Here is an 18,086-nt window from a genome sequence, read left to right on the forward strand (position 1 = left end):
TCGGTGGCGAACGTACGGTGACCGCGCACGGTCGGCGGTCATCGTACGAGCAGGACCCACACCTGCGACGATCCGCGCCCCGCGCCCCCGGAAATGCGGCAATGCGGCAATGCGGCAACCGGAGCCGGTCTCCCCCGCCGGCCCGTCAGTCCTGCGCGAGGAACCCCGCCACCCGTCGTGTGAACCACTCCGGGTCGTCGAGCCACGGGAAGTGCCCGCCCTCCGGCTGCACTTGGCACACGCCGTTGGGGAAGAGTTCCGCGAGCTCCGCCGCGCGCGCCGGGTTGGGCCCGCCGTCGTAGGCGCCCGCGAGGACGAGGACGGGAGCCGTCATGTCGGCCAGAGCTGCACGCGTCGCGGGCGGGTCGAAGGAAGCCTCGCCGTAGTACACCTCGGATGCCGCCGCGTTCTTCTGCGCCGCACTCTGCGCCCGGTGCGCCTGCGCGCGGTCGTCCCACCGGCCGTACATGAGCGGCCCGATGACCTCCCAGCCGGCGCTGGGCGCACCGGTCTCCGCGATCTCCCGCAGCGCGGTCTCGACCGCCGGGTACCAGGGCTCGCCCTTGCGCAGCGCGGCCGCCTCACTGCGGTCCTCGGCGGTCACGACGCCGCCGACGGCCAGCGTGGCGGGGGTGACGAGGACGAGGTTGCGGATCCGCTTCGGGTGGCGGGCCGCGTACAGCGTGGCGACGTCGCCGCCCGCGGAGTGGCCGAGCACGTCGACCCGGTCGAGCCCGAGGTGCTCGCGCAGTGCCTCGACGTCGTCGACGAGCCGGTCGCAGCGGTACGTCGCCGGGTCGTCCGGCACCGCGGAGTCGCCCGTACCGCGCAGGTCGAGCAGGATCAGGCGGCGGTGTGCGGTGAGGCCGCCGAGATCACCGAGGTAGACGGAGGCGCGCATGGGGCCGCCCGGGACGCACAGCAGCGGCTCGCCCTCCCCCTTCTGGTGGTAGGCGAGCTCTGTCCCGTCGTACGCGCTGAAGGTCGGCATGGGGGTGATCATCACATCCGGTGCCACGTGCGGGCAACGCGGTTGTCAGCGTGGCCCATGACGGTGGCCCATGCCCTTGCGCCCCAGCTCAAAGCAGTGGTGCGAGATCTCTTGACGCCCACTGCCGGGCCTGGATTACTGAGCTGGACAGAAGATCGACGACCGAATGATCGGTCGCCCGTTCAGGACGGGAGCTCTCCCCATGACGCGTATGCCGCTACTGCTCGACGCGGCGGAACGGCTCGTCCCCCGCCAGCTCGCGGCCCTGCAGCTCGAACGCCTCCAGGACACCCTGCTGCACGCGTACGAGAACGTCCCGTTCTACCGGGCGGCGTTCGACAAGGCCGGGCTGCGGCCGGACGACTGCCGCTCCCTCCGTGACCTCGCGCGCTTCCCCTTCACGACCAAGGACGACCTGCGGGCCAACTACCCCTTCGGCATGTTCGCGGTGGAGCAGTCGGAGGTGCGCAGGCTGCACGCATCGAGCGGCACGACGGGGCTGCCGACGGTCGTCGGGTACACGGAGCAGGACCTCTCCATGTGGGCGGACGTGGTGGCGCGCTCGATCCGCGCCGCGGGCGGGCGTCCCGGCGACAAGGTCCATGTGGCGTACGGCTACGGCCTGTTCACCGGCGGCCTCGGCGCCCACTACGGCGCGGAGCGGCTGGGGTGCACGGTGATCCCGGCCTCCGGCGGCATGACCGCGCGCCAGGTGCGGCTGATCCAGGACTTCCGCCCCGAGATCATCATGGTGACCCCGTCGTACATGCTCACCCTCCTGGAGGAGTTCGAGCGGCAGGGCGTCGATCCCCGTACGACATCCCTGCGTGTCGGCATCTTCGGCGCGGAGCCGTGGACGGAGGAGATGCGGCGCGAGATCGAGGAGCGCTTCGCGATCGACGCGGTGGACATATACGGGCTCTCGGAGGTGATCGGCCCCGGGGTGGCGCAGGAGTGCGTGGAGACCAAGGACGGGCTGCACATCTGGGAGGACCACTTCTACCCCGAGGTCGTGGACCCGATCACGGGCGAGCCGCTGCCGGACGGCGAGCGCGGCGAGCTGGTGTTCACGGCGCTCACCAAGGAGGCCATGCCCGTGATCCGTTACCGGACACGGGACCTGACGCGGCTCCTGCCCGGCACGGCGCGGATCTTCCGCCGGATGGAGAGGGTGACGGGCCGCAGCGACGACATGGTGATCCTGCGGGGCATCAATCTCTTCCCCACTCAGATCGAGGAGATCGTGCTGCGTACGGCGGGCATCGCCCCGCACTTCCAGCTGCGTCTGACGCGCGAGGGGCGGATGGACGCCCTGACGGTGCGGGCCGAGGCGCGCGCGGACACGCCGTCCGCCCGCCGGGATGCCGCGGCCCGGGAGATCGCGGCGGCGGTGAAGGACGGGATCGGCGTATCGGTCGGTGTGGAGATCGTCGATCCGGAGACGCTTGAGCGGTCGATGGGCAAGTTCAGGCGCATCGTGGATCTGCGGGGCTGAGAGCGGTCCGCAGGCCCGAGTGAGCGGCGGGGCGGCGGAGTCGGCTGTCCGAGGGCGGCCCCGCACCGGCGGGCTCGGGCTACGCGTCCGGTGGCGGGCACGGTCCGGGCTCGGGGGCGACCGGGTCCGGCTTCGGCTTCGGCTTCGAGGGCGGGGCAGCGCGTGCCGTGTTCGTCTTGGCGACCGCGGCCTCGAGCTGCTTGCGCATGGGCGCGGGCAGGGCGTCGCCCTTCACGGTCCCCACCACGTCGTCGGCCAGGAGGTGCAGCTTGGTGTTGGTGTTCTGGGAGGCGGTGACCAGGACCTCCCAGGCCGCCTCGGGGCTCAGGTTGAAGGACGACATCAGGATGCCGCGGGCGAGGTCGATGGTCGGCCGGGTCTCCATGGCCCGGCGCAACTGCGCCACCACGGTGTGCAGATCCTCGTCGGTCTCCGCGTGCTGCTGCGCCGCTTCGTCGGTCTCCTCGTGCTGCTTCGCCGCGTCGACGGCCGGGGACGGTGGGTCCCCGGCCCCCTCGTGGCAGGTGGCCGCCTCCTGATGGGCGGCCCTGAACAGCTCGCGGGTGCTGGTGAGGTCGAGCAGACGCTCCACCGCGGGGCTGCTGGTGGCGATGAGGACCGTCTTGCCCTGCTTCATCGCCTGGTGGCGCAGGCCCAGCAGGAGGTTGAGGCCGGAGCAGTCGCAGAAGTCCACTTCGCCCAGGTCCAGGTCGAGACCGTGGGCCGCGTTGCTGAGGGCGAGGTACAGCTCGGACCTGAGGTGCCGGCCGGCGTCGAGGTCGAGATCGCCCCGCAGCGCCAGGCTCCTCCTGCCGCCGCCCGGCGCGGCGTCGGCCGGTGCCGACGGGGACAGCGACGACGGCGGCGCCGGAAGGGGCACCGCTGTGCGGCTGTGGTCACTTCCCTCTCCCCTCAGGGAGTTCTGAGAGAACACCGGCTTCGCCATGTCCTCTTCCTCTCCTCGTTGCCTACCGCCGCCACCAGGCTGCCCGCAACCTCATATGCACGTCAATCGATACCGGAAACATAGTACGTGTTTTTGAAAGCACGTATGTTACGTCCTAGAGTTGCCGCATGGATGGAGTGCCCGAGCCACACACCGGATGGACGTTTCTCACCAACCACGCGCGAGTGCTGGCGGCCATCGCCGACAACCACAACGCCCGCATCCGCGATATCGCCGCCCACTGCAGACTCACGGAACGCTCCGTGCAGAAGATCATCGGAGACCTGGAGCAGGACGGTTACCTCTCCCACAGCAAGGAGGGGCGCACCAACACGTACCGGATCGACCCCGGCAAGGTGCTGCGCCACCCCGCCGAGTCCGGCCTCGCGGTCGCCTCGCTGCTCTCCCTGCTCGTCCGCGACGAAGCCGACCGGTCCCCCACGCCCGAGAGCCCCGGGCGGTCCGGGAACGGCGAGCGGGACCACGCCAGAGCCTGACGGCGACCGGGCCGGGGCGGAGGACTGGGGCGGCGGGCCGGGACGGAGGCAGGTCCGGGCCGCGCCCGCCGTCAGCTCGCCGCGAACCGGTCCCGCAGCTCCCTCTTGAGGATCTTGCCGCTGGCGTTGCGCGGCAGTTCGTCCACGAACAGGACCCTCTTCGGCGCCTTGAAGTGGGCGAGCCGCCCGCGCGCGTGGGCGATGAGCCCGGCCTCGGTGATCTCGCTGTCCGCGCGTACGACGACGGCGGTGACCGCCTCGATCCAGCGCTCGTCCGGCAGGCCGATCACCGCCGCCTCCGCGACGCCCGCGTGCTCGTACAGCACCTCCTCGACCTGTCGCGACGCGACGAGGACTCCCCCGGAGTTGATGACGTCCTTGAGCCGGTCGACGACGGTGAAGTAGCCCTCGGCGTCCCGCACGGCGAGGTCGCCCGAGTGGAACCAGCCGTCGCGGAACGCCTGCGCGGTCTCCTCGGGCTTGTTCCAGTAGCCGTCGCACAATTGCGGTGAGCGGTAGACGACTTCGCCCGGGGTGCCGTCCGGCACCTCGCGGCCGCGTTCGTCGACGACCCGCGCCTCGACGAACAGGACGGGCCGCCCGCAGGAATCCATCCGCCCCTCGTGCTCGCCGGGCCCGAGGACGGTGGCGAGCGGGCCGATCTCGCTCTGCCCGAAGCAGTTGTAGAAGCCGAGCCCCGGCAGCCGGGACCGCAGCCTCTCCAGGACCGGCACCGGCATGACCGACGCCCCGTAGTAGGCCTTGCGCAGCGCCCCGAGGTCACGGGTGGCGAATCCGGGATGGCGCGAGAGGCCGATCCAGACGGTGGGCGGCGCGAAGAGGCTGTCGGCGCGCCCCGCCTCCACCAGCTCGAAGATCCGCTCGGCGTCGGGGCTGTCGAGCAGGGTGTTCTCGGCGCCGACGGCGAGGTAGGGCATGAGGAAGACGTGCATCTGGGCCGAGTGGTAGAGCGGCAGCGCGTGGACGGGCTTGTCCGTCTCCTTGAGGTCCAGGGCGGCGATGGCGCTGGCGTACTCGTGCACGAGGGCGCGGTGGGACAGCATGGCGCCCTTGGGGAGCGCCGTCGTGCCCGACGTGTAGAGCAGTTGGGCCAGTTCGCCGCCGTCGTCACCGCCCATGATGAGATGCCCGCCGCCCCCCTCGCGCCGTCGGCTGCGCTCCAGGAGCGAGCCCGTGTCGTCGCGCAGCGCCAGGACCCGCGTGGAGCCGGGCAGCCGCTGTCGCACCACCGGGTCGGCGAGAACGAGGGCGCTGCCCGACTGCTCGACGATGTAGCGCAGGTCCTCGCCGGTGAGGTTGTGGTTGATCGGCACATGGACCAGGCCCGCGCGGGAGCAGGCCAGGAAGCCGATCAGGTAGGCGTCGGAGTTGTGGCCGTAGGCGCCGACGCGGGCGCCGTGCTCCAGCCCTTCGTCGAGGAGGAAGGCGGCTGCCTCGGTCACCGCGTCGTCCAGTTCGCGGTACGTCCAGCTCCGCTCCTTGTAGCGGAGCGCCACGCGCCCCGGTGTGCGGCGCGCGCTGCGCGCGAGTACGGCATCGACCCTGTTGCCCCCGGCGCCCGTCATGGCGCCGATCCTGTGTCCCGCACATCTCCCGGTCAAGGGAACACGCAGATGACCAACCGCTTGGTACGCTCAACCGCTTCTTCCCTGACCCCAGTTGGGAGGCACGATGCGCATCCGCACAAGACGCACGGCGGCCGTGGGAATCACCCTGCTGACGGCGGCGGCCCTGCTGCCCGCGTCCGGCGCGGGGGCGGCGCCCCGGGACGCCCGCCCCTCCGGCGGCGGCCTGCACGCCACCATCCGCTACACCGAGTACGGCATTCCGCACATCCTCGCCGAGGACTACGAGAACCTCGGTTTCGGCACCGGCTGGGCCCAGGCGGCCGACCAGGTGTGCACGCTCGCCGACGGCTACGTGACCGTGCGCGGCGAGCGCTCGCGGCACTTCGGCCCGGACGCATCCCCCGGTGGCGCGCTGTCGTCCGCGTCCACGAACCTCGCCAGCGACCTGTACTTCCGCGGCGTACGGGAGGCCGGGACCGTGGAGAAGCTGCTTGACCAGCCGGCCCCCGCCGGTCCCGGCAGGCGGTCCAAGGAGCTGATGCGCGGCTTCGCCGCCGGCTACAACACGTGGCTGAAGCAGAACCGCGTCACCGACCCGGCCTGCGCGAAGGCCGACTGGGTGCGCCCGATCACCGCTCTCGACGTGGCGCGGCAGGGGTTCGCCGTGCAGGTGCTCGGCGGGCAGGGGCGCGGGATCGACGGCATCACGGCCGCCGCGCCGCCCGGTACGGCGAGCGGGAAGAACCGGACGGCCGATCCCGGGCGTACCGCGAAGGCGGCCCGCGAGCTGTTCTCCACGCAGGACGCGGACATGGGTTCCAACGCCGTCGCGTTCGGCGGAGAGACCACCGCGAACGGCAGGGGGCTGCTGCTCGGCAACCCGCACTACCCCTGGCAGGGCGGGCGCCGCTTCTGGCAGTCGCAGCAGACCATACCGGGCGAACTGAACGTGTCCGGCGGGTCGTTGCTCGGCACGAGCGTGGTCAACATCGGCTTCAACGGCGACGTGGCGTGGAGCCACACGGTCGCGACCGGCGTCACCCTCAACCTGCACCAGCTGACGCTGGCCCCGGGCGACCCGACCACCTATCTGGTGGACGGCAAGCGGCACAAGATGACGAAGCGTACGGTCACGGTGGCGGTGAAGGACGGAGCACCGGTGACCCGCACCCAGTGGTGGACCCGCTACGGCCCCGTCGTCACCGCCCTCGGCCCCCAGCTGCCGCTGCCCTGGTCCTCGACCACCGCGTACGCGCTGAACGACCCGAACGCCGTCAATCTGCGCGGCAGCGACACCGACCTCGGCTTCGGCAGGGCGCGCTCCACCGCGGGCGTCCTCAAGTCCCTGCGCGACACCCAGGGGCTGCCCTGGGTGAACACCGTCGCCGCCGACCGCCACGGCCACTCGCTGCTCAGCCAGTCCCAGGTGCTCCCCCGCATCACCGACGAGCTGGCCGAGCGCTGCAGCACCGCGCTGGGCAAGGTCACCTATCCGGCGTCGGGCGTAGCCGTCCTCGACGGCTCGCGGGGCGCCTGCGCGCTCGGCTCCGACAAGGACGCGGTGCAGCCCGGCATTTTCGGGCCCTCACGGATGCCGACCCTCAGGGACGCCCCGTACGCGGAGAACTCCAACGACAGCGCCTGGCTGACCAACGCCGACAAGCCGCTCACGGGGTACGAGCGGATCTTCGGCACGATCGGCACGCAGCGCTCGATGCGCACGCGTGGGGGCATCGAGGATGTGTCGGCGATGGCGGAGAGGGGCGGCCTGACCGTCCGCGACCTGCAACGCCAGCAGTTCGCGAACCGCGTGCCCGCGGCGGATCTCGCGGCGGGCGACACGGCGAGGGCCTGCGCCGCACTGCCCGGTGGGACAGCACCCGGCAGCGACGGCAGGGCGGTTGACGTACGCGCGGCCTGTGACGTCCTGGCCCGCTGGGACCACACCATGGACACCGGCAGCCGCGGCGCCCTGCTCTTCGACCGCTTCTGGCGGAAGTTGACGGCGGCCGTGCCGAACGCGCGACTGTGGAAGGTGCCGTTCTCGGCGGCCGACCCGGTGCGCACCCCGAACACCCTCGACACAGCGCAGCCGGGCTTCCCGACCGCGCTGGCCGACGCGGTGACGGAGCTGAACGCGGCGGGCATCGCCCTGGACGCGCCCCTGGGTGAGAACCAGTACGTGGTGCGCGGCGGCGGGCGCATCCCGGTCTCCGGCGGCACGGAGTCCCTCGGCGTCTGGAACAAGGTCGAGGCCAACTGGGACGCCGGGAAGGGGTACACCGAGGTCCTGCACGGGTCGAGCCACATCCAGGCGGTCGGCTGGAACGCCGGCCGCTGCCCCGAGGCCCGTACGCTCCTGACGTACTCCCAGTCCTCCAACCCCCGTTCGCCCCACTACAGCGACCAGACGAAGCTGTACTCCAAGGAGCGCTGGGTGACGTCACGCTTCTGCGAGAAGGACATCCTCGGCGACCCGGCACTGGAGGTGGTGCGGGTGCGCGAGCGCGGCTGAGGCCGTCGGGGGCACGGGAAGGCAGTCGGCCCGCCCCGTGCCCCACCCCTCAGAGCACCCGCTCCCGGCCCTCCCAGTACGGCTCGCGCAACCGCCGCTTGTACAGCTTGCCGTTGGGGTCGCGCGGCATCGTCTCGATGAAGTCGACGCTCTTCGGCCGCTTGTAGCCCGCGAGGCGCTCCTGGCAGTGGCCGAGGATCTCGGCGGCGAGCGCGTCGTCGGCGGTCCTGCCCTCGGCGACCTCGACGACGGCCTTGACCTCCTCGCCCCAGTCCTCGTGCGGAATGCCGAACGCGGCGGCGTCGGCGACCGCGGGGTGGGTGAGCAGCGCGGACTCGATCTCGGCGGGGTAGATGTTGACACCGCCAGAGATGATCATGTCGATCTTGCGGTCGCGCAGGAAGAGGTATCCGTCCTCATCCAGCAGACCGAGGTCGCCGACGGTGAAGAAGTCGCCGATACGGTTCTTCTTCGTCTTCGACTCGTCCTTGTGATAGGAGAAGCCGCCGGTGGACATCTTCATGTAGACGGTGCCGAGTTCGCCCGGAGGGAGGCGGTTCCCGTCGTCGTCGAAGACCGCCAACTCGCTGATGGGCCAGGCCTTTCCGACCGTCCCCGGCTTCTTCAGCCACTCCTGCGCGGTGGCGAAGGCGCCGCCGCCCTCGCTGGCCGCGTAGTACTCCTCGACGCAGTTGCCCCACCACTCGATCATGGCGCGCTTGACGTGGTCGGGGCAGGGCGCGGCGCCGTGGATGGCGTGCCGCATCGAGGACACGTCGTACGCGGCCTTCGTGGCGTCCGGCAGCGCGAGCAGCCGGTGGAACTGGGTCGGCACCATGTGGGTGTGCGTGCAGCGGTGCGTGTCGATGAGGCGGAGCATCTCCTCGGGCGTCCACTTGTCCATGAGGACCAGCGGATGGCCGATGTGCAGGGCGGCGCCCGCGAACTGCAGGACCGCGGTGTGGTAGAGCGGTGAGCAGACGAGGTGGACGTTGCCGTCGAAGGGCTTGATCCCGAAGATGCCGAGGAAGCCGCCGAGGTAGGACTCCTCGGGGAGCTTGCCCGACAGCGGGCGGCGGATGCCGCGGGGTCGGCCGGTCGTGCCCGAGGTGTAGTTCATGACCCAGCCGAGCGTGCGGCCGGACGGGGGCGACTCGGGCCGCCCGTCGAGGAGTTGTCGGTAGGGGCGGAAGCCCGGCACGTTCCCGACGGCGTAGCGGTGGCTCGCCGCGAGGCCCGCCTCGTCGGCCGCCGCCACGGCCGCGTCGGCGTACCTCTCGTGGGTGATCAGGACCTTGGCGCCGGAGTCGGCGACGATCCAGGCGATCTCGGGTCCCACCAGGTGGTGGTTGACGGGCACGAGGTAGAAGCCGGCCTGTGACGCGGCGAGGTACGCGGTGAGGAACTCCACGCCGTTGGGCAGCACGACGGCGAACGCGTCGCCGGTTTCCAGGCCCGCGGCGCGCAGCCCGTGCACCAGCTGGTTGACGGCGGCGTGCAGCCGTCCCGCCGTCCACTGTTCGCCCTCGGGCGTGACGAGGACGGTGCGGCCGGGGTCGGCCGAGGCCTGGGCCCAGAAGCCGTTGGGGGGTGTGCTCGGAACTGACGCTGCGCTCACGGTCGGCTTCCCCTTTCCGCGATGCGGATGACACGGTCGACGGCCTGTTCGAAGCCGCGCGTCAGATCGTCGAAGACGGCCCTGACGCTGCGTTCGCTGTTCATCCGGCCGACGATCTGGCCGACCGGGGTGCCGAGCAGCTCCTGCACCTCGTACTTCTGGATGCGCGAGACGGCCTCGGCGACCAGCAGCCCCTGCAGCGGCATCGGCAGCGGCCCCGGGCCCTGCGGATCGTCCCAGGCGTCGGTCCAGCGCGTACGCAGCTGGCGGGCGGGTTTGCCGGTCAGGGCGCGGGAGCGGACCGTGTCGCCGGAACCGGCGGCGAGCAGTTTGCGGGTGAGGGCGGCCGAGTGGAGGTCGGCCTCCGTCGTGGTGAGCCACAGGGAGCCGAGCCAGACGCCCTGCGCGCCGAGTGCGAGCGCCGCCGCGATCTGCTGTCCGCTGCCGATGCCACCGGCGGCGAGCACCGGCAGCGGCGCCACCGCGTCGACGGCCTCGGGGGTGAGCACCATGGAGGCGATCTCGCCGGTGTGGCCGCCCGCCTCGTACCCCTGGGCCACGACGATGTCGATGCCTGCTTCCGCGTGCTTGCGCGCGTGCCGGGCGCTGCCCGCGAGGGCGGCCACGAGGATGTCGTGGTCGTGGGCGCGCCGGATGACGTCGGCCGGCGGTGAACCGAGTGCGTTGGCGAGGAGTTTGATGGGGTAGTCGAAGGCGACGTCGAGCTGGTTGCGGGCGACCTGCTCCATCCAGCCGGTGATGCGCCAGCCGGACGCCTCGCCCTCCGAGAGCTCGGGTACGCCGTGCTTGGCGAGGGTGTCCCTGACGAACTGCCGGTGCCCCTCCGGGATCATCGCCTCGACGTCGGCCTCCGTGAGCGCGTGCCCGTCCTCGGCCTCGGCCTTCTTCGCGGGCATGACGACATCGAGCCCGTAGGGCTTGCCGTCCACGTGCTCCTGCATCCAGTCGAGGTCTCTGGCCAGTTCGTCGGGCTCGGTGTAGCGGACCGCACCGAGCACCCCGAATCCGCCCGCCCTGCTGATGGCGGCGGCCACCGCGGGGAAGGGCGTGAAGCCGAAAATGGCGTGCTCGACTCCCAGTCTCCTGCTCAACTCCGTCTGCATGGGCGCAGGATGCCGCAGCACACTGCCCGAGGGAAGACCTTTTCTGATGCAGCGTCAGATTTTCGCGCCGCTCCCTTCGCCCTCTCGTCCGAAGGCCCGAAGACCCGCTATACGCCCATGGCGGCCATGGCGGCGTTGTGCCCGGGAATGCCGCTGACACCGCCGCCGCGCACCGCGCCCGCGCCGCACAGCAGGACGTTGGCGTGCCGGGTCTCCACTCCCCACCGCCCGGTGCCCTCCTGCTCGTAGGGGAAGGCGAGGTCGCGGTGGAAGATGTTGCCGCCAGGCAGGCGCAGGTCCCGTTCCAGGTCGAGAGGGGTCTTCGCCTCGATGCAGGGGCGCCCTTCGGCGTCCAGGGCCAGGCAGTCGGCGATCGGCTCGGCGAGGTGCGCATCCAGCTGCGCGAGGGTGGCTTGAAGGAGTTCGGCGCGTACGGCGTCGTTGTCGTGGGCGAACAGCCGCGCCGGTGTGTGCAGCCCGAAGAGGGTGAGCGTGTGGTGGCCGCTCTCGGCGAGCTCGGGCGAGAGGATCGTCGGGTCGGTGAGCGAGTGGCAGTAGATCTCGGAGGGCGGCGCGGCGGGCAGCGCACCGGCGGCGGCCTGGGTGTACGCGGCCGCCAGCGCCTCGTACCCCTCGGCGATGTGGAAGGTCCCGGCGAACGCCTCGCGCGGGTCGACGGACAGGTCGCGCAGCCGCGGCAGCCGCGTGAGCAGCATGTTGACCTTGAGCTGGGCGCCTTCGGCGGGCGGCGGCGGCTCGTCGCCGAGGAGCCCGGCGAGGGCCTGCGGTGATGCGTTGACCAGGACGTGGCGGGCGGCGGCGGTGTGCCGGCCGTCCTCCGTCGCGTACGTGACCTCGGCGCGCCGTCCGTCGGTGGCGATCCCCGTCACCTTGCACCCCGTCCTGAGCACGGCACCCGACATGCGGGCCGAGTCGGCGATGGCGGAGGTGAGGGCTCCCATGCCGCCGACGGGCACGTTCCAGTCACCGGTGCCGCCGCCGATGACGTGGTACAGGAAGCAGCGGTTCTGCCGCAGGGACGGGTCGTGGGCGTCGGCGAACGTGCCGATCAGGGCGTCGGTGAGGACGACACCGCGCACCAAGTCGTCGTCGAAGCGCTCCTCGATCGCCGTGCCGATCGGCTCCTCGAAGAGGGTGCGCCAGGCGGTCTCGTCGTCGACGCGGGCCCGCAGTTCCGCGCGGCCGGGCAGCGGCTCGGTGAGGGTGGGGAAGACCCGGCGGGCGACCTCCCCGGTCATGGCGTAGAAGCCGCGCCAGGCCTGGTACTCGCGGTGGCCGCCGGTGAGCCGGGCGAACGCCTGCCGGGTGCGGGCCTCTCCGCCGCCGACGAGCAGGCCGGTGGGGCGCCCTGCCCGCTCCGCCGGGGTGTAGGAGGAGACGGTGCGGGTGCGCACTCTGAAGTCCAGGTCGAGATCGCGGACGATCTTCTTGGGCAACAGGCTGACCAGGTACGAGTAGCGCGAGAGCCGCGCGTCGACCCCGGCGAAGGGCCTGCTGGAGACGGCGGCTCCGCCGGTCGTGGAGAGCCGCTCGAGGAGCAGCACGGACCGCCCGGCGCGGGCGAGGTAGGCGGCGGCGACGAGGCCGTTGTGGCCGCCGCCGACGATGACTGCGTCGTACACGTCACGATCAGGCATGGCTCTTCCTAGCACGCGCCGGGAGTTGGCGGGGCGTGCCCGTCCCGGCAGGCGTGGCGGTCGCACCAGGCATGGCGGTCACGCCGGGCCTCGGCGCGCAGGCGGGGGTGCAAAGACAGGCTCTCAGTACCCTCCGGTGGCCCACCGCTGGCGCAGCGCCGCCACCCTGCGGTAGAGCTCGGCGGCCTCCGCGCCGCGGCCCAGTTGCTCCAGGCAGTGCGCCTCGTCGTTGCGGCTGGCCAGGGCGTCGGGGTGGTCGGCGCCGAGGACCTGCTCGCGGGCCGCGGCGACCCTGCGGTACTCGGTGAGCGCGTCGGCCCAGCGGCCGAGCCAGCCCAGCCCGACGGCGACCTCGCGGCGGCTCACCAGCGTGTCGGGGTGGTCGGGGCCGAGGACCCGCTCCCGGATGGCGCAGACGTCCCTGGCTTCCGCGAGCGCTTCCTCCCAGCGGTCCTGGCGCCCCAGGTTGACGCCGAGGCCGTGCCGGGCCCGCAGCGTCTCGGGGTCGGCGGGGCCGTTGACGCGCGTGCGGTCGTCGATCAGGTCGCGGTAGAGCTCGAGCGCCTCCCCGCTGCGGCCGAGTCTGCCGAGGCTGATGCCGACCTCGTAGCGGGCGGCGAGCGTGTCGGGGTGGTCGGCGCCGAGGGCCCGCACCCGGGCGTCGGCGACCTCGCGGTAGGTCTCCAGGGCCTCGGGCCAGCGTCCCAACTGGCCAAGGGCGTACGCCACTTCGTACCGTGTGACGAGTGTGTCGGGATGGGCGGGGCCGAGCACCCGGGCGCGGGCCGCCGCGACCGCCTCGGCCAGCCGGTAGGAGTCCTCCAGGCGGCCGAGGCGGCTCAGGTTGTACGCGAGGTTGTGGCGGCAGCGCAGCGTGTCCGGGTGGTCCGGGCCTGCCGTGCGCTCGCGGGCTGCGAGCACCGAGGTGTACGTCTGGTGGGCCTCGAAGTGCCGGCCCAGCTGGCCCAGTACGTACGCCATCTCCTGGCGGGCGGCGAGCGTCTCCGGGTGGTCGGGACCGAGCGTGTGCTCCCTGCCCTGCGCGACGCGGCCGTACTCGCGCAGCGCGTCGGCGGCGCGGCCGGTGCGGGAGAGCGTGAAGCCGACCTCGTACCGGCTGGCGAGCGTGTCGGGGTGGTCCGGGCCCAGCGCGTGCTCGCGCTCGGCGGCGACGGCGCGGTGCACCTCGCCCGCCTCGGCCCAGCGCCCCAGACGCCCCAGGCTGAGGCCCGCGTTGTGCCGGCTGGTGAGGGCGGCGACCACTTCCGGCGGGGGCGCGGGCCGTTCGGGGCTGTGCGGGGCCGCGGCCCGCCGCGCGTCGATGCGCGGGATCCACTCGCCGGTCAGGCCCGCCGCCGCGTCGGGCGGGGTGGTGCGCAGGACGGAAGCGCCGCTCGCCTTGTGCCCGGTGGTCATGCCGCGGGTCCAGGAGGGCAGCCGGGGCCCGTGGGACGGCAGCTGCCCGGAGCGGCGGCCGGGGGGTGTGGCGGCGGCCGGGACGTACGGGAGCGAGGTGCGGCCCGCGGCGATGCGGCGGCCGAGCTCGCGCGCGTCGTCGGGCCGGTCCTCGGGCTCCTTGGCGAGCAGGTCGAGGACGATCCGGTCGAAGTACTCGGGCAGTTCGTCGCGGTGGGTGCGCAGCGGTTCGGGCGCGGTGTCGCGGTGCCCGACCAGGATGGCCCAGGCGTCCTCCAGGTCGAACGGCGGGGCGCCGGTGGCGATCTCGTACAGCACGCACCCGAAGGAGTAGAGGTCGCTGCGGTGGTCGACGGCGTCGCCGCCGATCTGCTCGGGCGACATGTAGTGCGGTGTGCCCATCGCGATGCCGGTGCCGGTCAGGCGCGAGGTGTAGCCGATGTCGGCGCCGAGGCGGGCGATACCGAAGTCGCAGATCTTCACGGTGCCGTCGGCGAGCCGCATGATGTTCGCGGGCTTCAGGTCGCGGTGCACGATGCCCTGTTCATGGGTGTACGCGAGGGCCGCGGCGACCTGGTCGGCTATCTCCACCACCTCGGGGACCGGCAGCGGGTGCTGCTTGTTGTCCTCCAGGAGCTGACTGAGATTGTGGCCTTCGAGGAGCTCCATGACCAGATACAGCACGCCGTCGTACTCGCCGAAGTCGTGAACGACGGTGACGCCGCGGTGCTGCAGCGCCGCCGCGACGCGTGCCTCGCGCCGGAAGCGCTCGCGCAGCACGCGCGTGAAGGACTCCTCGTGCTGGGGTCCCATCGGCTTGAGGCATTTGACGGCGACGTGGCGGCCGAGCGACTCGTCGCGCGCCCGCCACACCTCGCCCATGCCGCCGCGGCCGATGAGATCCAGAAGCCGGTATCGGCCCTGGATCAGCCTGGTGTCCGCCATCTCCTGCTGTCGCCCCCGTTGCCTCGCTGCGCCCTCCCCGGCCCGTCCAGTATGGCGTTGCGTCTGTGGAGTTTGTACGGGGCCGGGCGGCTGCCGGGTCCGAGCCTCGCCACGGCGCGCAGGATGTGCTTCGGCGGAAGTTGCCAGCGCAGACGCGTGGGGATGCGGCGCAGGACGGTGCCGGTGAGGACGAGGCGGCGGGTGACGGTGGTGGGCGGTGGGGCGACCCTGCCGTACAGCTCGTGGGCGTACGGCGGCAGGGAGGCGTACGCCAGAGCGGCCACACGCCGCCACAGCAGGGCGCGCGCCGGGACGAGCAGGGGGTGGGTCGGCGGGCGCCGCAGGAAGTCGTCGACGGCGCGGGCGTCGGCCCCGGCGGCGAGTTCGGGCCGCACCTCCTCGAAGTACGCGGCGAGTTCGGCGCTCGACGCGGGTACGTCGGCGGGGTCGAGGCCCACGAGCCGGGCGCTCTGCCGGTGCTCGTCGACGTACCGGTCGGCCAGCTCGTCGGTGAGGGGGAACCCGGACCGGCGTACGACATGCAGATAGGAGTCGATCTCCGCGCAGTGCACCCAGAGCAGCAGCTCGGGCTCGTCCACGCCGTACCGCTCCCCCGTCGCCGGGTCGGTCGCCCGCAGCATCGTATGGATCTTCCGGACCCGGGCCCCCGCCTTCTCCGCCACCTCGGTGGTGCCGTAGGTGGTGGTGCCCACGAAGTTGGCGGTACGCATGAGGCGTCCCCAGGCGTCCTTCCGGAAGTCGGAGTTCTCCATGACACCGCGGACCGCGCGGGGGTGCAGCGCCTGGAGGTAGAGGGCGCGGATCCCGGCGATCCACATCATCGGGTCGGAGTGGGCCTGCCAGGTCACCGAGGACGGCCCGAAGAGCCCGGGGTCGGGTTCGGGCCCGGGCCTGGGCCCGGCTATGTGCTCGGGCATGGTGCGACCATCTCCTGACGACTGCTCGAAGGACCGGCTGGTGCTCCAAGGACCGGCTGACGCTCGAAGAACCGACTGACGGCTTCCGCCTCTCGGGCATCCAGTGTGACCAGGATGCCTGCCCGGGACCAGCAGCCGCCAAGACCGGAAGGGCAGTCTTGGGGGAAGGATCTAGTCCTCCCTCAGCCGGACGGACGCGCGCCCGGACGACGGGTCGTGCTCGAACACCACATACCGGCCGAGGACGGCGAGGGCGACCAGGCAGCCGCCCATCTCCAGCCCCTCCTCCCCGATCGTTCCGAGCATGAGCACGGTGCTGTGGCCGTTCTCCAGGGCCCAGCCGTTGAACGCCTCGGCCAGCAGCGCCCCGCCCAGATACACCGCGAGCGCGCGCAGCAGCCCGTTGCGCAGGTCACGCGGGAGCCTGCGCGCCCACAGCACGGCACACAGCGTGCCCACCGCCGCGAGCAGGGCGCCGGGCAGCACCCAGGCGTGCGTGGGCAGCGAGCCCCCGGCCCACTTCTTCCACGACCGGCCGACTTCACCGAGGCGCTCGTGCAACGAGACGGTCTCGTCGATGCTGAGCAGTACGGTCGCGGTGGAGAGCCCCAGCCAGGACAGCCGCCCGGGGCGCGTACCCCGCCCGCTGAGCAGCGCGGCGATCAGTGCCAGGCCCGCCACGGCCAGCAGCAGCGTGCTGTTCCACCAGGTGGCCAGGTTGGCCTCGACGTCGACATTGACCAGCTTGCGCACGCTCGGTATGGGGTCGTAGTGGTTGTAGGCGCGCGTGGCGAGGTCGGCGGCGAGCAGGAGCACGGTGGCGCCCGCGGCGACCCATAAGACGCGGCGGGCCGGAGGTCTCGCGAGATCAGTCGCGAGCCGGTCGCGCGTTGAGGATTCGGTCATGCGTACGAAGCCTAGCGGCGCGAAGGGAGGGCTGGACATCCGGGTCCCGACGTGACGCCTCGTCAGCAACGGAGCTGAGCCCGCTCGTTAGTCGGCACGGCCGAGCTTCGGCATCGAAGGTTCCTCGTCCGGCTGTCCGGGCGCGGCCGGCCGATCTTGCGGTGACCTCCCGGACAGTAGCGCCCGACGCGGACCGCTACCGACGCACCCTCGGCATCCCGAGGCCGATCCACGCGATGATCTCGCGCTGGATCTCGTTGTTCCCGCCGCCGAAGGTGAAGATCACGGCGGAGCGGTAGCCGCGTTCCAGGTCGCCGTGGAGGGCCGCGCCCGCCGAGCCCTCCTTCAGGGCGCCGGCCGCGCCGACGATCTCCATGAGCCAGGCGTACGCGTCCCGGCGGACCTCGGAGCCGTAGACCTTGACGGCGGAGGCGTCCTGCGGGGTGAGGGTGCCTTCGTGGACGGCGTTCACCATCTGCCAGTTGAGGAGCTTCATCGCGTCGAGCTTCGTGTGGGCCTGTGCCAGGCGCTTGCGGACCCAGCCGAGGTCGATGACGCGGCGGCCGTCGGTGAGCTTGGTGTCCATGGCCCAGCGCTGGACGTCGTGGAAGGCGCGAATCGCCATGGTGCCGTGCGCGGCGAGCGTCACGCGCTCGTGGTTGAGCTGGTTGGTGATCAGGCGCCAGCCCTTGTTCTCCTCGCCGACGCGGCGGGAGACGGGGACGCGGACGTTCTCGTAGTAGCTGGCGGTGGTGTCGTGCGAGGCGAGGGTGTTGATGACGGTGCAGGAGTAGCCGGGGTCACTCGTCGGGACCAGGAGCATCGTGATGCCCTTGTGCGGCGGGACGCCCTCCTCGACGGCGGTGGTGCGGACGGCGAGCCAGACCCAGTCGGCGGTGTCTCCGTTGGTCGTCCAGATCTTCTGGCCGTCGACCGTGTAGTGCCCGGTCTCCTCGTCGCCTTCCCTGACGGCCTTCGTCCTGAGGGAGGCGAGGTCCGTGCCCGCGTCGGGCTCGCTGTAGCCGATGGCGAAGTCGAGCTCGCCGGAGAGGATACGGGGCAGGAAGTAGGCCTTCTGCTCGTCCGTCCCGAACTGCATGATCGTCGGGCCGACGGTGTTGAGGGCCATCAGCGGCAGGGGGACGCCCGCCTGGGCCGCCTCGTCGAAGAAGATGAACTGCTCCATGGGCGTAAGGCCGCGCCCGCCGTACTCCTTGGGCCAGCCGACCCCGAGCCACCCGTCCGCCCCCAGGCGCCGGACGGTCTCGCGGTAGAACCGCTTCTGTGCGGGCGGTTCGGCGAATCGCGCGTGGGCGTCGTCCGGCACGAGCTCGGCGAAGTACGCGCGCAGCTCGGTGCGCAACTGCTGCTGCTCAGGCGTGTATTCGAGGTGCACGGCCCCTCCAGGCGCTACTGGCTCGGTGCTCGGTCCCGGATATGACACAGGC

The 18,086-nt window shown here is 72.0% G+C and carries 13 protein-coding genes; 3 read left to right on the forward strand and 10 right to left on the reverse strand.

The genetic code is table 11. From position 1 onward, the window contains the following. Positions 1-145: 145 nt before the first annotated feature. Positions 146-991 (reverse strand): alpha/beta fold hydrolase, encoded by an 846-nt coding sequence (locus AC07DI_RS08095; RefSeq protein WP_478902990.1) that lies wholly within the window; start codon positions 989-991, stop codon positions 146-148. A 211-nt stretch (positions 992-1,202) separates the two neighbouring features. On the opposite strand from AC07DI_RS08095, the gene paaK reads away from it, so the two are divergent. Then, on the forward strand, positions 1,203-2,486 hold the full coding sequence (paaK, locus tag AC07DI_RS08100) for a phenylacetate--CoA ligase PaaK (protein WP_478903443.1): 1,284 nt from the start codon (positions 1,203-1,205) through the stop codon (positions 2,484-2,486). Positions 2,487-2,565: 79 nt separating this feature from the next. Here the strand turns inward: paaK and AC07DI_RS08105 are convergent, their stop codons facing one another. Then, positions 2,566-3,432, reverse strand: a complete 867-nt coding sequence (locus AC07DI_RS08105) for an ANTAR domain-containing protein (protein ID WP_478902992.1) — start codon at positions 3,430-3,432, stop codon at positions 2,566-2,568. A gap of 128 nt (positions 3,433-3,560) precedes the next feature. Between AC07DI_RS08105 and AC07DI_RS08110 the strand changes: the two genes are divergently transcribed. Continuing rightward, on the forward strand, positions 3,561-3,929 hold the full coding sequence (locus AC07DI_RS08110; protein ID WP_478902993.1) for a helix-turn-helix transcriptional regulator: 369 nt from the start codon (positions 3,561-3,563) through the stop codon (positions 3,927-3,929). 71 nt (positions 3,930-4,000) lie between these two features. Here the strand turns inward: AC07DI_RS08110 and AC07DI_RS08115 are convergent, their stop codons facing one another. Then, positions 4,001-5,515: an acyl-CoA synthetase gene (locus AC07DI_RS08115; protein WP_478902994.1), complete on the reverse strand. Its 1,515-nt coding sequence runs from the start codon at positions 5,513-5,515 to the stop codon at positions 4,001-4,003. A gap of 106 nt (positions 5,516-5,621) precedes the next feature. On the opposite strand from AC07DI_RS08115, the gene AC07DI_RS08120 reads away from it, so the two are divergent. Next, a complete protein-coding gene (locus AC07DI_RS08120; protein WP_478902995.1) occupies positions 5,622-8,033 on the forward strand; it encodes a penicillin acylase family protein in 2,412 nt (803 codons plus the stop codon). A 49-nt stretch (positions 8,034-8,082) separates the two neighbouring features. Here AC07DI_RS08120 and AC07DI_RS08125 read toward each other — a convergent pair whose 3' ends face one another. The 7 genes from AC07DI_RS08125 to AC07DI_RS08155 form a co-directional block, all read right to left on the reverse strand. After that, positions 8,083-9,651: an acyl-CoA synthetase gene (locus AC07DI_RS08125; RefSeq protein ID WP_478902997.1), complete on the reverse strand. Its 1,569-nt coding sequence runs from the start codon at positions 9,649-9,651 to the stop codon at positions 8,083-8,085. Further along, positions 9,648-10,775 carry an NAD(P)H-dependent flavin oxidoreductase gene (locus AC07DI_RS08130; protein ID WP_384256327.1) on the reverse strand — a complete coding sequence of 376 codons (1,128 nt, stop codon included), beginning with the start codon at positions 10,773-10,775 and terminating at the stop codon, positions 9,648-9,650. Before AC07DI_RS08130 ends, AC07DI_RS08125 begins: the two co-directional genes overlap by 4 nt. A 107-nt stretch (positions 10,776-10,882) precedes the next feature. Next, positions 10,883-12,433, reverse strand: a complete 1,551-nt coding sequence (locus tag AC07DI_RS08135) for a phytoene desaturase family protein (protein WP_478902998.1) — start codon at positions 12,431-12,433, stop codon at positions 10,883-10,885. A 123-nt stretch (positions 12,434-12,556) separates the two neighbouring features. Further along, complete coding sequence (locus tag AC07DI_RS08140; protein WP_478902999.1) at positions 12,557-14,794, reverse strand: serine/threonine-protein kinase; 2,238 nt, start codon at positions 14,792-14,794, stop codon at positions 12,557-12,559. Further along, a complete protein-coding gene (locus tag AC07DI_RS08145; RefSeq protein ID WP_478903001.1) occupies positions 14,776-15,732 on the reverse strand; it encodes an oxygenase MpaB family protein in 957 nt (318 codons plus the stop codon). Before AC07DI_RS08145 ends, AC07DI_RS08140 begins: the two co-directional genes overlap by 19 nt. Positions 15,733-15,903: 171 nt before the next feature. After that, positions 15,904-16,638, reverse strand: a complete 735-nt coding sequence (locus tag AC07DI_RS08150; protein ID WP_478903002.1) for a hypothetical protein — start codon at positions 16,636-16,638, stop codon at positions 15,904-15,906. A 196-nt stretch (positions 16,639-16,834) separates the two neighbouring features. Then, complete coding sequence (locus AC07DI_RS08155; protein WP_478903004.1) at positions 16,835-18,034, reverse strand: acyl-CoA dehydrogenase family protein; 1,200 nt, start codon at positions 18,032-18,034, stop codon at positions 16,835-16,837. Between the last annotated feature and the right edge of the window lie 52 nt (positions 18,035-18,086).

It is taken from the genome of Streptomyces sp. NPDC044106 (assembly GCF_056433985.1).